13 protein-coding genes are annotated in these 16,722 nt (G+C 67.5%); 5 read left to right on the forward strand and 8 right to left on the reverse strand.

All coding sequences use genetic code 11. The features are described from left to right. Positions 1-58 precede the first annotated feature (58 nt). Genes LC092_RS15530 through LC092_RS15540 form a run of 3 tightly spaced genes read left to right on the forward strand, consistent with a single transcriptional unit; the run spans position 59 to position 5,002 of the window. Positions 59-2,254 carry a caspase family protein gene (locus LC092_RS15530; protein WP_224808070.1) on the forward strand — a complete coding sequence of 732 codons (2,196 nt, stop codon included), beginning with the start codon at positions 59-61 and terminating at the stop codon, positions 2,252-2,254. Between the two features lie 15 nt (positions 2,255-2,269). Next, positions 2,270-4,189, forward strand: coding sequence for an adenylate/guanylate cyclase domain-containing protein (locus tag LC092_RS15535; protein WP_224808072.1), 1,920 nt, complete (start codon positions 2,270-2,272; stop codon positions 4,187-4,189). Between the two features lie 33 nt (positions 4,190-4,222). Beyond that, positions 4,223-5,002 (forward strand): hypothetical protein, encoded by a 780-nt coding sequence (locus LC092_RS15540; protein WP_224808074.1) that lies wholly within the window; start codon positions 4,223-4,225, stop codon positions 5,000-5,002. Between the two features lie 36 nt (positions 5,003-5,038). Here the strand turns inward: LC092_RS15540 and LC092_RS15545 are convergent, their stop codons facing one another. The 4 genes from LC092_RS15545 to LC092_RS15560 all read right to left on the reverse strand — a co-directional run bounded on the left by LC092_RS15545 (position 5,039) and on the right by LC092_RS15560 (position 10,663). Then, positions 5,039-6,277 carry an MFS transporter gene (locus tag LC092_RS15545; RefSeq protein WP_224808076.1) on the reverse strand — a complete coding sequence of 413 codons (1,239 nt, stop codon included), beginning with the start codon at positions 6,275-6,277 and terminating at the stop codon, positions 5,039-5,041. A gap of 88 nt (positions 6,278-6,365) precedes the next feature. Continuing rightward, entirely contained in the window at positions 6,366-7,433 is a 1,068-nt protein-coding gene (locus LC092_RS15550) for a metal-dependent hydrolase (RefSeq protein WP_224808078.1), read from the reverse strand. 149 nt (positions 7,434-7,582) lie between these two features. Then, positions 7,583-9,682 (reverse strand): 3-hydroxyacyl-CoA dehydrogenase NAD-binding domain-containing protein, encoded by a 2,100-nt coding sequence (locus LC092_RS15555; protein WP_224808079.1) that lies wholly within the window; start codon positions 9,680-9,682, stop codon positions 7,583-7,585. 150 nt (positions 9,683-9,832) lie between these two features. Then, entirely contained in the window at positions 9,833-10,663 is an 831-nt protein-coding gene (locus LC092_RS15560; protein ID WP_224808081.1) for a 2-keto-4-pentenoate hydratase, read from the reverse strand. A gap of 247 nt (positions 10,664-10,910) precedes the next feature. Here LC092_RS15560 and LC092_RS15565 point away from each other — a divergent pair, with 247 nt between their 5' ends. Next, entirely contained in the window at positions 10,911-11,297 is a 387-nt protein-coding gene (locus LC092_RS15565) for an FKBP-type peptidyl-prolyl cis-trans isomerase (RefSeq protein WP_224808083.1), read from the forward strand. Between the two features lie 63 nt (positions 11,298-11,360). On the opposite strand, the gene LC092_RS15570 is transcribed toward LC092_RS15565, so the two are convergent. Both LC092_RS15570 and LC092_RS15575 read right to left on the reverse strand, forming a co-directional pair. Then, the gene (locus LC092_RS15570) at positions 11,361-12,011 is read right to left on the reverse strand and encodes a CDP-alcohol phosphatidyltransferase family protein (RefSeq protein ID WP_224808085.1); all 651 of its coding nucleotides are present in this window, start codon (positions 12,009-12,011) and stop codon (positions 11,361-11,363) included. Between the two features lie 66 nt (positions 12,012-12,077). Further along, positions 12,078-13,637 (reverse strand): xylulokinase, encoded by a 1,560-nt coding sequence (locus LC092_RS15575; protein WP_224808087.1) that lies wholly within the window; start codon positions 13,635-13,637, stop codon positions 12,078-12,080. 170 nt (positions 13,638-13,807) lie between these two features. On the opposite strand from LC092_RS15575, the gene LC092_RS15580 reads away from it, so the two are divergent. Further along, complete coding sequence (locus tag LC092_RS15580) at positions 13,808-14,797, forward strand: stealth conserved region 3 domain-containing protein (protein ID WP_224808088.1); 990 nt, start codon at positions 13,808-13,810, stop codon at positions 14,795-14,797. Here LC092_RS15580 and LC092_RS15585 read toward each other — a convergent pair whose 3' ends face one another. After that, positions 14,798-15,925 (reverse strand): glycosyltransferase family 4 protein, encoded by a 1,128-nt coding sequence (locus LC092_RS15585; protein WP_224808089.1) that lies wholly within the window; start codon positions 15,923-15,925, stop codon positions 14,798-14,800. A 10-nt stretch (positions 15,926-15,935) separates the two neighbouring features. Continuing rightward, positions 15,936-16,673 (reverse strand): CDP-alcohol phosphatidyltransferase family protein, encoded by a 738-nt coding sequence (locus tag LC092_RS15590; RefSeq protein WP_224808090.1) that lies wholly within the window; start codon positions 16,671-16,673, stop codon positions 15,936-15,938. Positions 16,674-16,722 lie beyond the last annotated feature (49 nt).

Raw genomic sequence — 16,722 nt, forward strand, 5'->3', positions numbered from 1 at the left:
GAGTGCGGTCCTTGCGTGAAGGATACCGCAGACATTGGGCGGCAAGGGAGCTGACGTAATGACACAGTCCTGGAAAAACGACGGCTCCCGCTGTCGCATCTCCGGCCTTGCAGCCATGCTCATGACCCTTCTGTTCGGCGTCTTGCACCCGGCGAGCGCCCTTGCCGCGGACAGACATGCGCTGGTCATCGGCAACGCCGACTACACGGGCGACACCCTGTCGGCCCTGAAGAACCCGGCGAACGATGCAGCGCTGATCGCCGATACGCTGGAAAAGGCCGGCTTCGAGGTGACGCTGGTACTGGACGCCGACCTGCGCGACATGAAGCGCGCGGTGCGCGATTTCACCGAAACACTCGGCGCGGCCGGTCCCGGCGCGCTGGCGGCCGTCTACTACTCCGGCCACGGTTTCCAGGCCGGCGGGCGAAACTATCTCGCTCCGCTCGGCGCGGACCTGCGCGACGAAGTCGATGCCGAATTCGAGGCGCTTTCCGTCGACTGGGTGCTGTCGCGGGTCGAAGCCGCCCATGACGGTGCAAACATCGTCATTCTGGACGCCTGCCGCAACACCGCGCTGAGCCGCTCCATCGGCACCGGCAGCGAAGGCTTTGCCCTGCTGCAAAGCACACCGCGCGGCAGCTTCATCTCCTTCGCCACCGCGCCGGGCAGCACGGCCGCCGACGGCACCGGCCTCAACAGCCCCTACACCTCGGCCATCGCGGCGGAAATGCTCGTGCCCGGCCGCACGGTGGAAGCCGTCTTCAAGGCCGTGCGCCGGCGCGTCGTGGAAACCACCGGCGGCGAACAGGTCCCCTGGGACCACTCCTCGCTGACCGCCGACGTGGTGTTCCTCGCCGACGGCTCCAGCGATACGGCCCCGGGCGCTGCCACGGGTGCGGCCGTCTCGGACATGCAGATCGAGCTGCAGCTTTGGAACGACGTCAAGGACAGCAATGCGCCCGAGCAACTGCAAGCCTATCTCGACCGCTTCCCGCAAAGCGCCTTTGCGGCACTTGCCAGATCCCGGCTGGAAACGGCGCAACAGGGCGGCACCGGCGAGGTCGAGAAGCTCTTCGCGCAGCTTGCCAGCCGCTCGCTCCTCGTCGACAATCCGACCCGGCCGCATGAGTTCTACAGCAACGCGCGCCTGCGCGAGATCCGCGGCGACTACCCCAAGGCGCGGCAGGACTATCTGAAATACTTCGCCTTCGGCATGCCCCAGGTGGATCCGCACCTGCGGTTCCAGGCCGTCTTGAAGATCCAGGAGGGCCGCGAAGGGGCCCGGGAGGTCTACCGTGCGCTGTCGCAGGGCCGGCAGGACCCGACAACCCTTTTTGCGGAGATCCTGCTCGCCGAGCGCGAGGAACGCGTGCGCCGGCTGACGGCCTTTCTCACGGCGAACCCGGAGTTCACGCCGGCACATTATGCGCTGTCGCAGGACTTCAGCGAGGCCCGGCTTGGTCAACAGTCGACGACCGACAAGAAGCGCGAGCACGCGCTTCTGAGCCGCTTCATGGAGGGGGTCGAGGACGGACGTTTCCTGAGGTTTTATCTGGATCAGCAGATGGCCGCGGAGCAGATCGAGGACGCCAGGACACGCCTTGCGGCCTTGTCCTTCCTGAACACCGCCGCGCTTGCCAATCCGGTGAAGCTCAACGCCATGCGCAGCAATCAGGGCTGGATGCTGACGCTCGCCATCGCCGACCGGGCGCGGGAGATCTTCGTCCAGCTTCCCGGCGAGGAGTTCAAGTCGACCGGATTTGTCAATGGCGCGCTCGACCCGACAACGGGCCAGAAGATCCCCTATCCGGCCTTCGAACTGCCCGGAACCGTGGGGGACACCGAGATCAACGTGCGCTACCGCGACATCCGCGACGAGATGCAGGGCCCCTTCACCGTCAGCTTCACACCGGCGACCGCGCTTGTCGCAGGGCAGAAGGACATTCTGGAACGCCTGTCGAGCGGCTGGCTCAGCTTCCGCGACTGGGACGGCCAGATGTACGTCTATTTCTCGCATCTGATCAGCTATCGCTGCGCCATCGACAGCGTGATGTATGCGGTGGACAGCGACACGCCGGACACGCCCTTCGAGACCGGCCCTTGCGATCCGGAGAATCCGCACGCGGTGCCCCAGACCGGCCCCGGGTCGAAGATCCATATCATTGTGCCAAAGGCGACCGACTATGTGAGCGTCCAGCTCACCTATGCGGACGGAACCCGCTCCGAGATCAAACGCTTCGACGCACCGAAATGACGGTCGGCTAGAAAGATGACACCCGCACCCGCGAGCCGCCACCGGCGGCTGCAGGCGCTCGCCGCTGTCTTCGTCGCGGCAGTGAGCGCCCTCGCCGCCGCCCCGTGGCTGGAACCGCGCGCCGGCGATCTGGCGCTGGCATTCGCCCCCTCGCCCGAGACGGCGGTCGCCGATCAAATCGTCGTGGTGGCGATCACCGAGGAGACGCTTGCCGGCTTTCCCTATCGCTCGCCCATCGACCGCGCGTTTCTCGCCGGACTGATCGAACGGCTGGACGCAGCCGGCGCGCGCGCCATCGGTCTCGATATCCTGATCGACCAGCCGAGCGATCCGCAAAAGGATGCGCGTTTCTTTCAGGCCCTCGATGCATCAGCAACACCGGTGGTGCTGGCGCTGGCAACCCGCAACGACGGGCTGACAGACCGCCAGGCCGGCTATGTCGCGCGCGCAATCGCCCCCCGCCCCGCCGGACTGATCAAGCTGGCCCGCGACGAGATCGACGGCGTCCTGCGGCATCTGCCGGGCGCGCGCCCGGGCATGGCCACTTTCGCGGCAGTCCTTGCAGGTGCCGGACCGGAGATGCCATCGGGGCGGATCCTCTATTCGCGTGCCATCAACGACGCCAGCCCGTTTCCCGTCTATCCGGCGCATCTGGTCGCACAGCTTCCCGATGACTGGTTTGCCGGAAAGATCGTCCTGATCGGCACGGACCTGCCGACCATCGACCGCCATCCGACGCCAATGACGACGCTTGACGGGTCTGCCGCCGGCACCCTGCCCGGCGTCGTCATTCACGCGCATATCCTTGCGCAAGCACTCGCCGGCCTCAGCCTGCGCCCGCTGTCCCCCCTGGCGGTCGGTATCGCGATCCTGGCAGCCGCGATCCTTGCAGCCGTCGCCTTTTCCACCCGCGCCGCACCCCGGCATCTGGTTCTCGGCCTTGCGCTGGCACTTGTCGCCTATCTTGCCGTCGCCGGCATGCTGACTGCCCGCGCCGGCATCCTGCCGCCGCTCATCGCCCCGCCGCTAGCGGCCCTCGTCGCCGGTGGGCTGGTCGCGCTGGCGCGCTGGCGCGCGGATCATGCCGACCGCAGCTTTCTGCGCCATGCCTTCGCGCGCTACGTCAGTCCGTCGGTGGTGGAGCGGATCGCGAGCGGCCGACTGCAGCTCGCGCTCGGCGGGGAAAAGCGCGAGGTCACCTATCTCTTCACCGACCTGGAGGGCTTTACCAGCCTGTCGGAACGCCTGCCGCCCAACGAGGTCGCCGACCTGCTCAATGGCTATCTCGACCGCATGTGCGACCTGATCACCGAGCATGGCGCCACCATCGACAAGGTCATCGGCGATGCGGTCGTCTGTTTCTTCGGCGCACCCGACAACGACCCGGACCAGACGGAGCATGCGCTCGCACTCGCACTCGCCCTCGATGCCTTTGCCGAAACACATCGCGCACGGCAATTGGAGGAGAAAGGCATCGCGCTTGGCGTCACCCGCATCGGCGTGCATCGCGGCGAGGCGGTCATCGGCAATTTCGGAGGACGCCGCTTCTTCGATTACACCGGCGTCGGCGACACGGTGAACACCGCCGCCCGCCTGGAAGGCGCCAACAAGTATCTCGGCACGCGGATCCTGGTCAGCGAGACCGTCGCGCGGGCCTCCTCCTCCTGCCTCCTGCGCCCGGTTGGCAATCTGGTGCTCAAGGGACGCGCCAGCGCGCTCGCCTGTTTCGAACCGCGCCCGACGGAAGACGCACAGGCGGACTGGCTGGCGGCCTATGCCGTCGCCTTCGAGCTTCTCGAGACAAACAGCAAGGAAGCGCCGGCTGCCTTCGAAGCGGTGCTTGCGCTGAAGCCGGACGACCCGCTGGCGCGCCTGCATCTGGAGCGGTTGCGGCGGGGCGAGGAAGGCGCGACACTCACCCTTGGCGGGAAATAGGCAATCGGGGCCGGACAAACGCAGGAGATGGACATGAAACGGCTTTCTGGGAGGCGCCCGCGCCATGCCGCGCGCACGGCCTTCCGCGCCACGGTTGCGCTTGTGGCCCTGTCCCTGACCGTCGGCATGGCGCGTGCGGATTTCGTCGTGCTGGCCGCGAGCGGAGCGTCCGGCGCGCTCCAGCCGGGAGCGCGCCTTGCAGACGACGCGACGCTCACCTTGCCGGACGGCGCCAAGGTCACGCTGATGTCCAGGGATGGGCGCATGCTGACGCTCGAGGGCGCCTATTCCGGTCCGCTCGACCAGCCGTTGGAAGCGGCGGCAGCAGCCAAGGGCAACGACGGCGCCTTGCAGAAGCTCTCAAGGCTGTTGCAGGGAGGGGGTGCCCGCTCCACCGTGCTGGGCGCCGCCCGCGCCGGTGCGGGCGACATTCCCCCTCCGCCGGGCATCTGGCACATCAGCGTCGACAGCTCGGGCCCGCGCTGCGTGCAACCGGGAGCGCTTCAGCTCTGGCGGCGCGATGCCGGGCAGGACAGCCCCGTCACCCTGCGCAGCGCCTCCGGCCGGCGCGACGGCCTCGCCTTCGCGAAGGACAGGCATGTGCTGGCGGTCGAGAATGCGGTGAGCGAAGACGACGACCGGCTGCTGGTCTCGCTCGGAGACGAGTTGCGCGACCTCGCGCTCGCCCACCGTCCGGACACGCTTGCCGACGCCTCTCCCGGCGAACTCCTCGTCTGGATGCTGGACAGCGACTGCAAGCGCCAGGCGCTCACCCTGATCGGACGCGTTCACGCCGGACAACCGCTCGACTGATCCGGCAAGCAGGGGCTTTCGCGAAGGGTATCTGTCTCAGGCGAGTGCCGGACGCGGGGTGCGGGTGCGCCACATCACCAGGCAGATGACCGCGATATTCAGCAGGTTCCAGGCGATGCCATTGAGGAACGCCGCCTGATAGGACGCCGTCAGGTCGTAGATCCAGCCGGACATCCACCCGCCGAGCGCCATGCCGACGATTGTCGCGGTGATCACCATGCCGACGCGCCGGCCGGCCTCGCGCGCGGGCATATATTCGCGCACCACGATTGCATAGCTCGACACGATGCCGCCCTGCGACAGACCGAAGATCAGCGACACCATGTAGAGCGAAGCCAGTCCGTCGTAGGGAATGTAAAGCAGCAGCGCCAGGCACTGCAGCACGGCGCCGATCAGCAGCGTCGGAACGCCGCCGATCTTGTCGGCCAGCACCCCCGAAATCAGCCGGCTGGCGATCCCGCCGGCAAGCATCAGCGACAGCATTTCCGCGCCCCGCGCCACGCCATAGCCGAGATCGACGCAATAGGCGACGATATGAACCTGCGGCATCGACATGGCGACGCAGCAGCCGAGACCGGCGATGATCAAAAGCCCCTGCAGGGCACGCGGCGACATGGCGATCTGACGCGCCGGCGGGGCCTCGGGAACGGGCTGGGCAAGACCGCGCGATGTCATGTGCGGCGGCGGACGGCGCAACAGGAAGGCGACCGGGATCAGCACGCAGAGGCAAACGGTGCCGACGAAAAGATAGGCGCCGCGCCAGCCATGGTCCTGCATCACCGCCTGAAGCACCAGCGGCCAGATCGCGCCGGCGAAATAATTGCCCGACGCGGTGGCGGCGACCGCAAGACCGCGCCGCTTGGCGAACCAGTGCGAGACATCGGCGAGCAGCGGGCCGAAGGTCGCGGCGGACCCGAAACCGATGAGTGCGCCCTGCAGGATCGCGAAAACGAGCAGGGACTGGGCCTGCGACGCGAGCAGGAACCCGGAGCCGAGCGCGGCGGAGGCAATGGCGAGCGGTGCGGTGACGCCGTAGCGATCGACGAAGCGGCCGATCAGCAGATTGCCGAGCGCGAAGCCCATCATCGTCGCTGTATAGGGAAGCGAGGCGTCCGCGCGGTCGACCCCGAACTCGGCTTCCACCGAGGGAAGCACGACGATCACCGACCACATGCCGACGCCGCCGACGGTGGCGAGCAGCATCGACAGGCCAAGGCGCAGCCAAGCATAGGCGCTATCGACGCCACCGGGCGTCGGGGTGTCCGCAGTCGACATGCGCGGGAGTTCCTCGGATCACTTCAGGCGTGGTCCTTTCGAGGTACAACCGCCTGATCGTTCTGGCAATCCCGGACCGACGGATTTCCTAGCAGGCTTTGACGGAAGCGTCGGTCGCCGCTTCCATGGTTTGCTCCGCCGCGCGCGGCGCCGGCTCGCCGGCCAGCCGTTTCATCAACCAGGCACCATCGCCGTCGCTGGAGCGGCGATAGGACATGTCCCGTTCCGGCGGGATCGACGCGATGCCGTCCAGCGTGCGCTCACCGATGGCAAAGCGGAATGCGTAGCCGGGCGTCAGTCCCATGCGCAGGTCCGAGACCACCACCTTGCCGTCGGCTTCCTCGGCACGGAAAAACCCCCGGCTGAACCAGACGAGTTTCTCGAACGCATCGGAGCCGGACAGGCAGGCGACGAGATCGGGACGACGCGGGTGGGTGTAGACCGGGGTGTCCGCCCCGTCGGGATCGAGCAGCGACAGATAGACATTGTGGTATCGGTCCTCTTCAAGCCCGATGACCTTCCAGACGACCGTTGTGAAGGGCGCTGCGATGGCGAAGACCCGGTCGGGTTCGACGCCGGCCCGCGCGAACACCGCCTTGGCCCGCGCCTCCATATGCCCCTGAAGGATGACCGACAGGCCGAGATAGGCCGTACTGACCACAAGTGCCGTCGTCAGCCCGCGCGCGAAGCTGCGCCCCCAATCACGCTTGAACAGCGCCCACACGGTCACAAAGAGAAGCGGCAGCGTGTAGAGCGGATCAATGATGAAAACCGATCCGACCCCCACCGGATCTGGATAAAGCGGCCAGAAGAGCCGCGTCCCGTAGACCGTCATCGCATCGATGATCGCGTGGGTAGACAGACACAGATAGACGGTGAGCCAGACGAGCCAGCGCTTGTCGCGCAGCACGCGAAAGATCCGCATCAGCGCCTCGCCGATCACCGGCGCGGCCAGCGCCTGGATGAACAGCGAATGCGTCGCTCCGCGATGCAGCACGAAACTGTCGACCGGATCGTCGAAGGGAATGAACACGTCGAGGTCCGGCAAGGTGCCGAGCACGCCGCCGACGAGAGCGGCCTTGCGCGGTCCGAGCGTCTTGCCGAGGCAGGCGGTGGAGACCGCCGCACCGAGGAGAAATTGGGTAAGCGAATCCATGCGGGTCTTTTCCGGGTCCGGAACGGGCGGCGGGCGGTCCGCCAAGCCGCCTCGCCCACGGCGAGCTGGCACGGCGACTTGACGCGATCAGCCGAACATAGGGCATCGCCTCAGGGAGACCAGCCCGCAAACTGCCGGCCAGCCGCCCCTTACCCCTCGCTGTTAAGCGAGGCGAAGGTCTTTCCCTCCTCCGCCAGACGCACGAGCAACGGCGCCGGCTCCCAGAAGAAGGCATCTTCCTTCGCGAACTCGCGAAGATCGGCGAGGATGGTTTTCAGGCCCACCGTGTCGGCGTAATGCATCGGCCCGCCGCGCCAGCGCGGGAAGCCGTAGCCGAACAGCATCGTCACATCGACGTCGAGCGGACGCAGGGCAATGCCTTCCTCGACCGTCTTCGCCGCCTCGTTGATCATCGCGGCCATGTAGCGGCGGATGATCTCGGCGTCGCTGAAGTCGCGCGGCACGATCCCCTTGGCCTCGCGCTCGGCCGCGATGATCGCCTCCACCTCCGGGTCGGGCGTGCCCCGGCGTGCACCTTCCTCGTAGCGATAGAACCCGCGGCCCGTCTTCTGGCCGAACCACTCGCGCTCGCACAGCCGGTCGGCGAAACCGACGACACGCTCGCGCGGATCCCTGGTTGCCGCGCGCCGCTTGCGGCCGGCCCAGGCGATATCAAGACCGGCAAGGTCGCCGACCGCGAAAGGACCCATGGGAAAGCCGAAGTCCACCAGCGCGGCATCGATTCGGTAGGGGCTTGCCCCGTCCTCGACCATATAGTCGGCAGCCTTGCGATAGGTGTTCAGCAACCGGTTGCCGATGAAGCCGTCGCACACGCCGGCGCGCACCGCGACCTTCTTCATCCGCTTGGCGAGCGCAAAGCCGGTGACGACCACGTCGGCGGCGGTCTTGTCGGCAACAACCACCTCCAGCAACCGCATGACATGTGCCGGCGAGAAGAAGTGAAACCCGATCACATCCTGCGGCCGGGTCGTCGCCGCCGCGATCTCGTTGACATCGAGATAGGAGGTGTTGGTCGCCAGGATCGCGCGGTCCTTGCACACCGCGTCGAGCTTGCGGAACACCTCCTTCTTGACCTCCATGTCCTCGAACACCGCCTCGATGACCAGATCGGCCTCCGCAAGCGCCGAGTAGTCCGTCGCAACCCGGAAAAGACCGGCCAGAATTCCGTCGCGCTTGGAAGCATCCATCTTCCCGCGCCGCACGCCATCGTCAAGGAGACGCGCCACCATTGCATGAGCGCGCTCGGCGCTCGCGTCGTCGCGCTCGACCAGGGTCACGTCGAGACCGCTTCCAAGTGCTGCGACCGCGATGCCGCTGCCCATGGTGCCGCCGCCGATGATGCCGACCGTATGGAGCGGGCGTGCCGTCGCCTGTCCGGCTTCCGGGATCTTGGCAACCGCACGTTCGGCGAAAAACGCATGGATCAGCCCGGCGCGCTGGTCGGAGGCCATCAGCTCGGTAAAGAGCGCCCGCTCGCGCGAAAGCCCCTCAAAGAATGGCAGGTCGTAGGCCGCCTCCACCGCGTCGATCGCGACCATCGGCGAGAGCTGCCCGCGCGCGCGCTTCTGCGTCGCCTTGCGCACGTCTGCGAACAGCGCCTCGCCCTTCGCCCCCGGATCGATCTCGCCCGTGCGCCTGAGCGCCGGGGCCTTGTCGAGATAGGCACGGGCAAAGGCGAGACCGGCGTTGAGCGCATCGTCGTCGCGCGATACCGCATCGACGATCCCGAGCGTTTCGGCCTCGGCCGCACCGACATGGCGGCCCGAGGTGATCAGATCGAGTGCGGCCTTCGCGCCGGTGAGGCGCGGCAGCCGCTGGGTGCCGCCGGCGCCGGGAAGAATACCAAGCGTCACTTCCGGAAGCCCGACGCGGGCGCTTTCCAGTGCCACACGCGCATGGCAGCCGAGCGCGACCTCGAGCCCGCCGCCAAGCGCCGTGCCATGAAGGGCTGCGATAACCGGCTTGTCGCAGGCCTCGATACGGTTGATCACGTCCGGAAGAAACGGTTCGGCCATCGGCTTGCCGAACTCCTTGATATCGGCACCCGCAATGAAGGTTCGCCCGACGCCGTAAAGCACCGCGATGCGGGCGCTTTCGTCCTGCGCAAAGCGGGCGAGCGCGTCGTCGAGCCCGGCCCGCACGGCCTGCGACAGGGCATTCACCGGCGGATTGTCCACCGCGATCTGCGCAATGCCATTTTCAACGGAGTAGCGAACGGGGTCTGTCACGAACCAAGTCTCCCTGACGAGTGTCTGAAGGCGGGTGTCACGCGCCGCGCAGTCTAAGCAGCGGCAGATTTGTTTCAATCTTAAAATATGTCGCGCGGGCTGCTGCGCAGGCTGCGCCTGCACGCCGAACGGCACGCAGGCCTTGCTCGCTCATGCGGTGATCTCAAGCGCGATATCGGCAAGCGGCACCCCCTCCACCCGGGTCGCCCAGGTCTCGCCCGGCGCGACGGGAAAGGCCCGCGTCAGCGTTCCCGTCGTCACGATCATGCCGGGACCGACAGGTTCGGCCAGCGCCGTCGCCGGCAGCCCGTCGACCATCGCCTTCAGGGCACTCAATGGCCCGCCGAGCACATTCTCCGACGCCCCCCGGTCGATGACCTCGCCGTCCTTTGCCAAGGACAGCGTGAAGGCGGACAAGTCCGCGAACCAGCCATCGCGGTTGTCATCCGTCACCGCGACAAAAGGACGGTGTCTTAGCAATCCATGCAGCGCAAAGGCGGCAACCGTGTCGGGCGCGCGAAACCGCCAGTCGGGATAGGGGGACTGCACGAGTTCAAAGCCGAGCGCGACGCCGTCGATACAGGCAAGAAGCTCCGCCTCGCTCGATCCCGCACGCAGCGGCCTCGCCACCCGGAACACGATCTCCGGCTCGATCCGCGGTTCCATCAGCCGCGCAACGCCGCAGCTTGCCGTCGTATCATCCGTCGCGACATCGACGGTGCTGTCATAGACCGGGCCCCAGATCGGCGCATGCACGTCGTATTCGTCCCAGATCGTTCGGTTGGTGAAACCGATCTTCCAGCCGACCGGCGTCTCGCCGCCCGCGATCCGATGCGCCCGTATCTCAGCCGACACACCGTAGGCAGCCGCAAGATCGAAACCGGGGTCACGATCGGTGACCGGCGCGCTGGATCCCGCACGTCGGGCGACCTCGAGCAAGCTCCGGGCAATCTCGCCGCGCGTGGCGTCCTGGCCGTTCATGGCGTCACTCCCGTTCCCCGGTCGGCGTGCGAGGCGCCCCAGGCAATTGTTTCGCGCGCAACGATGCCGAGCCGGGCGGCGATTGGCAAGCCATGCTTCGGTCAAGATTGCAAGGGAAGAGGGATTGCTAGGGCGCTTGCGCTTGCGCCCCCGACGGCGCGCGCTAATGTGCGCCCGCTTTGCAACATGATCGCGTTCCGGCGAGCCGCCGGAATTTCAAAAGATATTCAAGCCCCTGCGAGGACCCATGAAACGTTTGCTGACCGCGCTGAGCGCCCTTTTCCTCACGGTCGCGCCGGTGGCCGCGGCCGACCTGCAAGTGACCGACGTTGCTGTCGGCAGCGGCGCCGAAGCCGTGCCCGGCTCGACGGTCTCGGTGCATTACACCGGCTGGCTGATGGACGGCACGAAATTCGATTCCAGCCGCGACCGGGGCGAGCCCTTCTCCTTCCCGCTCGGCGCCGGCCGCGTGATCCGCGGATGGGACGAAGGCGTTGCCGGGATGAAGGTCGGCGGACGCCGCGAACTCGTCATCCCGCCGGAAATGGGTTATGGCGCGCGCGGTGCGGGCGGCGTGATCCCGCCGAACGCCACGCTAAAGTTCGACGTGGAACTCCTCGACGTCTCCAACTGATCCTGGCAAGGGAGGCGACCGCCTCCTTTGGGAGACCATCCGCCGGGCCGGAGGACCTCCGCGTCACTCCGGCCCGGCCTCCTCTTGCCTGGTGTTGTCGCTGTCGGCCGCCCGAAGCAGCCCAACGGCGCGCCGCATACGCTGCACGGCTGTCAGATGCGACAGCACGCCGTAGACGCCAAGGCCCGCGGCAATCACGCTTGCCCCGGCAATGCCGGCAAGCGGCGCGGCCCCGGCCGCCAGCAACATCGCGCACAGAAAGATGATCCGCTCCAGCCGCTCGAAAAAGTCCGGCCAGGCCTCGTTGCTGATCGGGATCTCGATGGCGGTGCGCGCCTTGGCGTAGCTCGTCAGCACACCACCGGAAAACGCAAAGAGCGCCAGTCCCCACATGTCCTGCGCGGCGGCGATTGCCGCGAGCACCACGAGCTCCTGGTAACGGTCGACCATCGCATCAAAATAGCCGCCCGAGCGCGTGCACATGTCGCGCCGCCGTGCCACCGCCCCGTCCAGCGCATCGAAGGCGAAGGACACAGCCAGTGTCACCCCGAAAAGCGCGGCATTGCCGTGCCAGAGATAGGCGAGCGAGGCAAGGCAGATCAGCACGAGACCCGTTGCGGTCACCTGGTTCGGCGTCATCCGCGCGCGCACCAGCGGCGTCGACAGGCTTTCCCACAAAGGGTCGATATGGCGCTTGAACAATCCGTCGATCATCGGTGCTGAATCCCTTGAAGGCGCCGCGCCGGGCGGCGATTTCGGTTTGAAGACATGCGTCCGGCCCTATCGGTAAAGGGACAGAAGCCCCTTGCGGTGACGGTCGAGCCGCGCCGCGCGGGCCGCGCAGCGCGCAACGCCGGCGGGCTCGGGATCATAGATCTCGACCGGGCCGGAGGACAGAGCGGGCGCCGCCGCCTGAACGCTGTCGAACCAGCCAAGCGCCGCGCCGGCAATGGCCGCGGCTCCGCGCACGCCCGCATGGCGCGGCGCGCGCACCTCGACCCTGCGGTCAAGCGCATCGGCGAGCAATTGGGCGAAGCGGGGATTGACGGCGGCACCGCCGACCAGCGGCAACGGCAGGTCGTGGCGCACGCCCTTCTGGCGCGCGACCTTCGACATTGCCCAGCGCAGATTCAGCGCAACGCCCTCCAGGGTCGCCCGCAAAACCGCGTTTCGGTCGTGGCGCACGCTCAAACCGTACAGCACCCCGCGCAGACGATCGTCGTCGACGGGAACGCGCTCACCGGCGAGCCACGGCACGAACAGCGGGTCGTCGTCCTGCATCTCGCCGATGCCGTCATAGAGCGTGTCCAGCGCGCTGTCGCTGTCGCCGGCGGATTCGCCGACGAGACGGGCAGCCCAGGCGAAAGCCGTTCCAGCACTTTCCTGGGTCGCGATCAGAAGCGGCCGGAACCCGACGCTGCTGGCAATGGTGGCGTAGGAGTGGAACACATCGAGCCGGCGGGACGGAAAAAAGCCGCTCAGCCACGCGCTCGTGCCGGCATAGACGTGAAGTTGGCCGTCCTCCACCGCCCCCGAACCGATCGCCGTCGCCCCGACATCGCCGGCGCCGGCGACGACGGGAAGCCCCGCCGAAAGCCCAAGGTCGACCGCCGCCCGCTCGGCGAGACGGCCTGCAATAGAGGCGCCGTCGACAATCTCCGGCAGCTTGTCGAGCGGAATTCCGAGCCGGCCGGCGAGAAAGGGCGACCAGCCTTCCCGCCCCGGACGCGTGTCCATCATCCACGTCAGGTTCGCGCTGTCGGCGGTCGTGGTGAGAGCGCCGGTGGCGCGGAAGATCAGCCAGTCCTTGACGTCGAGAAGCTTGTGCGACGCAGCCCAGACCTCCGGTTCATGGGTCTTGATCCACAGCATCTTGGCCGGCGGGTCCATGCCGTTGTGCGACGGCGCGCCATTGGCGATCCTTGTCCAGGTGAACAATTTGTCCGCCCGGTATCCGGCGACCGTGGGAAATCCGCCGTTCATCTTGCGCGACAGAGTACCGGCGCGCTTGTCGAGCGAGATCAGGGCCGGGCGCAGCACATCGCCCGCGCGGTCGACGCACACCAGCCCGCACATCTGCGCGCAAGGGACCAGCGCCACCGCGCGCTTCCTCAGGTCCGGGATCTGGTCGTGCAGCGCGGCAACGCCTCGGCGCAGGGCCTGCCACCAGTCGTCCGGCTGTTGTTCGGCCATGTCCGGGCCGGGAAAGGAAAGCGGGTAGGATTCGGCCGCGGTCGCCAGGAGTGCCAGCGAGCGGTCGAGCGCTGCAAGCTTGACGCCTGACGTGCCGAAATCGGCGGCAATGACCAGTTCCCGGCTGTTCTGCTTGTCCCGTGTCACCACTCGCCCCCCGGCCTCGTTCGGCCATATATTTGCCCATGCGCCGGGACCGGGTTTATAGAGGTCGGCGACAAAAATGAACTCCCCAACGCACCGGGCGCGCAAGGCGCTTCAACAGGAGCCTCGGCTCCCGCTTCCGCACCGGACCGAAGAGAGAGAAAGCGGGTAAAATGTCCGAGGGCGAAACGACCGGGTGCGGGGCACCCCGGGTCGACGTGGTCTACACATGGGTCGACGACACGTTTCCCGGATATGCCGAGACGCTGCGGCAATTCGCGACCAACCGCCACGACACCAATCCCAACCGGACACGCGACAATCTGGAGATGCTGCGCTATTCGCTGCGCTCGCTCGAGCGTCACGTGCCCTTCGTCGGCCGCGTGCATCTGCTGACCTGCCGACCGCAGGTGCCGGACTGGTTGAACGCAGAACACCTCGACATTTCGATCGTGCACCACGACGAGATCATGGCGCCGGAGATCCTGCCGACCTTCAATTCCTTCGCCATCGTCAGCCATCTGGGCAAGCTGCCCGGCGTGAGCGAGCGCTTTCTCTATTGCGAGGACGACATGCTGTTCCTGGCGCCGGCGACCCTCGCGGACTTCGTCGAGGACGACGGCCGCACGCGCGTCTTCACCAAGAACAAGGATGCCCCCGTCCAGGCGCGGACGAAGCCCGAAGACAGCCCGTGGAACCGGTCCATGGCAAACGCCAATGCGGCTCTCGACCGCGAATTTGCGTCGCATCGCCGGCGGTTCCTCGCCCATGGCCCGCGGCTGATCGAGCGCAGCGCGTTCGAGGAGATGTGCAATCGCTTCCCGGGCGAGATCGCGGCGACGCGGGCATCGCGTTTCCGCGGTGGCGACAACGTGCCGCCAGAGTATCTTTATCCGCACTATCTGCTGGAGAAAGACGCGGGTGGTCTTGCGTCCGACGCCGAGACGCGGCGGATGACCGGCTATGCCTCGATCGACAATTTCCTGCCCTGGACCTGGCTGCAGCTTGCGAGGCTTGACCGCCTGCGCCCCGTCACGGCAACGCTCAACGACAATTTCAACGACCGTCCGAACCCGCGTGTCGTTGCCCATCTCCGCAAGCGGCTGAACCGCTGGTTTCCCGAGCCGTCGCGCTTCGAGCGCCCCGACCGCCCGCCGGCCTGATCAGGAGCGCAACGCGTTTCGGTAGATCTCCACGAAGGCCGGCCCCGTCGCCTCGACGCCGAAGGAAAGCGCATGCGGCAACGCCCAGGCGGTGAGCGCCCGGCGCGCCGATGCATCGCCGCATACCTCGATCAGCTTCGCCGCGAGCGCCGGTGCATCGCCCGGCGGCACCAGCAGCCGCTCGCCCGGCCCGGTAAGCACGGTGCGATAGCCCTCGTTGGCGGCCGCCACCGGCAGGGTTCCGGCCGCCATCGCCTCGATCAGGATGAGCCCGAAGCTTTCGCCGTATAGGGACGGCGCCACCAGCAGATCCGCCTCCGCGACAAGCCGGCGCGCGCTCTCCGCATCCGGCGAGGGAACGAACCGGATGCGCTCACCTTCCGTGCCCTGCATGGCCGCATGCAGCAGATCCTCCTGCGGGCCGCCCCCGGCGACGGTCAGCCGAACGCCGGGAAGCCGTGCCGCCACCTCCGGCCATGCCCCGAGCAGGACGCCCAGCCCCTTGCGCGCCTCGAAGCGGCCGAGAAAAACGATCTCCGGGTCCGTGGCGCTATCCGCCCGCCGCGGTTGGGCGCCGGCAGCCTGCCAGGGGGCGAGATCGATGGCCGGCGGCAGGACATGCGCTGCGACCCCGGCATCCTGCGGCCGCAAATGGGCAAGCGGCGTGGCGGAAGGAACGATGGCGGCGCGCGAATGCGTCAGGAAATGCCTCGCGGCCCGGCGCAGGGCGCGCGCGGCAAGGCCGCCCGTCCTGTCCTGCGGCAAGGTCGCATGAAAGGTGGTGACGGTCGGCAGGTCGAGATCGCGCCAGACCTGCCAGGCCATGAAAGGGGTCCAGGGCGTGTGCAGGTGAACAAGCTCCGCACCCCAGTCGCGCAACGAGGCAACCAGCGCGCGACGGTCGCGCGAGCGGGCATGGCTGACCTCGAAGCCGGTTCCGAAGAGCTGCGCCTTGACGGCCCGCCCGCAATGATCGACCCCGGCAAGCGGCGCCCTGTCAAGCGGATAAGGCGCGACGACGCGCACGTCGTGACCGGCCCGCACGAGCCACGCGGAGAGGTCGCGGACATGCGCCTGCACGCCGCCCGGACGGGCAAGGTCATAGGGGCAGATCTGGACGATCTTCATCGCGCGCGCATCATCCATCGCGCCGGGCAAGCGTTTCGACCAGACCCTCGGCGACATCGGCAAGCGCATAGACGAGCAGGAAGACGATCAGCCAGCTCAACGTCCCGCTCCACCAGGCAAGCAGCAGAGCCGGCGGGATCGCCCCGCTCAGCCCGGCAAAGAACCAGAGCACGATATCCAGCGGGCCGGCCGGCCGTTTCTCACCGGCCGCATCGGCCGCGTGGACCGCGTCGGCGCCGCCCGCGCCGGCATCGCGCACGACCCTGGCATAGAGCCGGACCCAGGCGGCCGCGCAGCCTACCGCCGTCCAGAGCGCGCCGGTGTCGAGCACCCGGTCCGCCAGGAGCCCGATGCTACCGTAGAGCAGGCCCCACTGCGCCATGTCGATGAGGAAGTCGAGCGTTCCGCCAAGCCGTGACGTACGCCCGGTGCAGCGGGCGAGCCCGCCGTCGACGCAATCGAGGATCTGAAACACAATCGCGACCAGCCCCACCCCGAGAGCGGCCTGCTCGAGCGGCAGCGTCAGCGCCAGCACCGGCATGGACAGGGCCAGCGGCACGGAGGACAGCGTGACGGCGGTCGGCGAGACAGGCGTGCGCGCGAGCAGCCAGATAAGCGGAAAACTCCAGATGCGATAGAACAGCAAGACGGCCCAGTCGCCCCGCAACTCCCCCTGCCGCTTGTCCCGTCCATAGTCCCGAAGGACGCTGGCGAAGGTCGGGGCGCCATTCAATCCCGTGTTGCTCACCTGCCCTCTCTTGCCCCGTTGCCGGGCCTCGCTTATGACAGGATCGACT

The organism is Stappia stellulata, from assembly GCF_020176715.1.
In the GTDB taxonomy this organism is placed as follows: Bacteria; Pseudomonadota; Alphaproteobacteria; order Rhizobiales; family Stappiaceae; genus Stappia.

Excerpts from the sequence above, each read along its gene's own strand:
- LC092_RS15545 (WP_224808076.1), bottom strand. The coding sequence starts at position 6,277 with ATGTCGACTGCGGACACCCCGACGCCCGGTGGCGTCGATAGCGCCTAT.
- LC092_RS15585 (WP_224808089.1), bottom strand. The coding sequence starts at position 15,925 with ATGAAGATCGTCCAGATCTGCCCCTATGACCTTGCCCGTCCGGGCGGC.
- LC092_RS15535 (WP_224808072.1), top strand. The coding sequence starts at position 2,270 with ATGACACCCGCACCCGCGAGCCGCCACCGGCGGCTGCAGGCGCTCGCC.
- LC092_RS15570 (WP_224808085.1), bottom strand. The coding sequence starts at position 12,011 with ATGATCGACGGATTGTTCAAGCGCCATATCGACCCTTTGTGGGAAAGC.
- LC092_RS15580 (WP_224808088.1), top strand. The coding sequence starts at position 13,808 with ATGTCCGAGGGCGAAACGACCGGGTGCGGGGCACCCCGGGTCGACGTG.
- LC092_RS15560 (WP_224808081.1), bottom strand. The coding sequence starts at position 10,663 with ATGAACGGCCAGGACGCCACGCGCGGCGAGATTGCCCGGAGCTTGCTC.
- LC092_RS15550 (WP_224808078.1), bottom strand. The coding sequence starts at position 7,433 with ATGGATTCGCTTACCCAATTTCTCCTCGGTGCGGCGGTCTCCACCGCC.
- LC092_RS15540 (WP_224808074.1), top strand. The coding sequence starts at position 4,223 with ATGAAACGGCTTTCTGGGAGGCGCCCGCGCCATGCCGCGCGCACGGCC.
- LC092_RS15530 (WP_224808070.1), top strand. The coding sequence starts at position 59 with ATGACACAGTCCTGGAAAAACGACGGCTCCCGCTGTCGCATCTCCGGC.
- LC092_RS15565 (WP_224808083.1), top strand. The coding sequence starts at position 10,911 with ATGAAACGTTTGCTGACCGCGCTGAGCGCCCTTTTCCTCACGGTCGCG.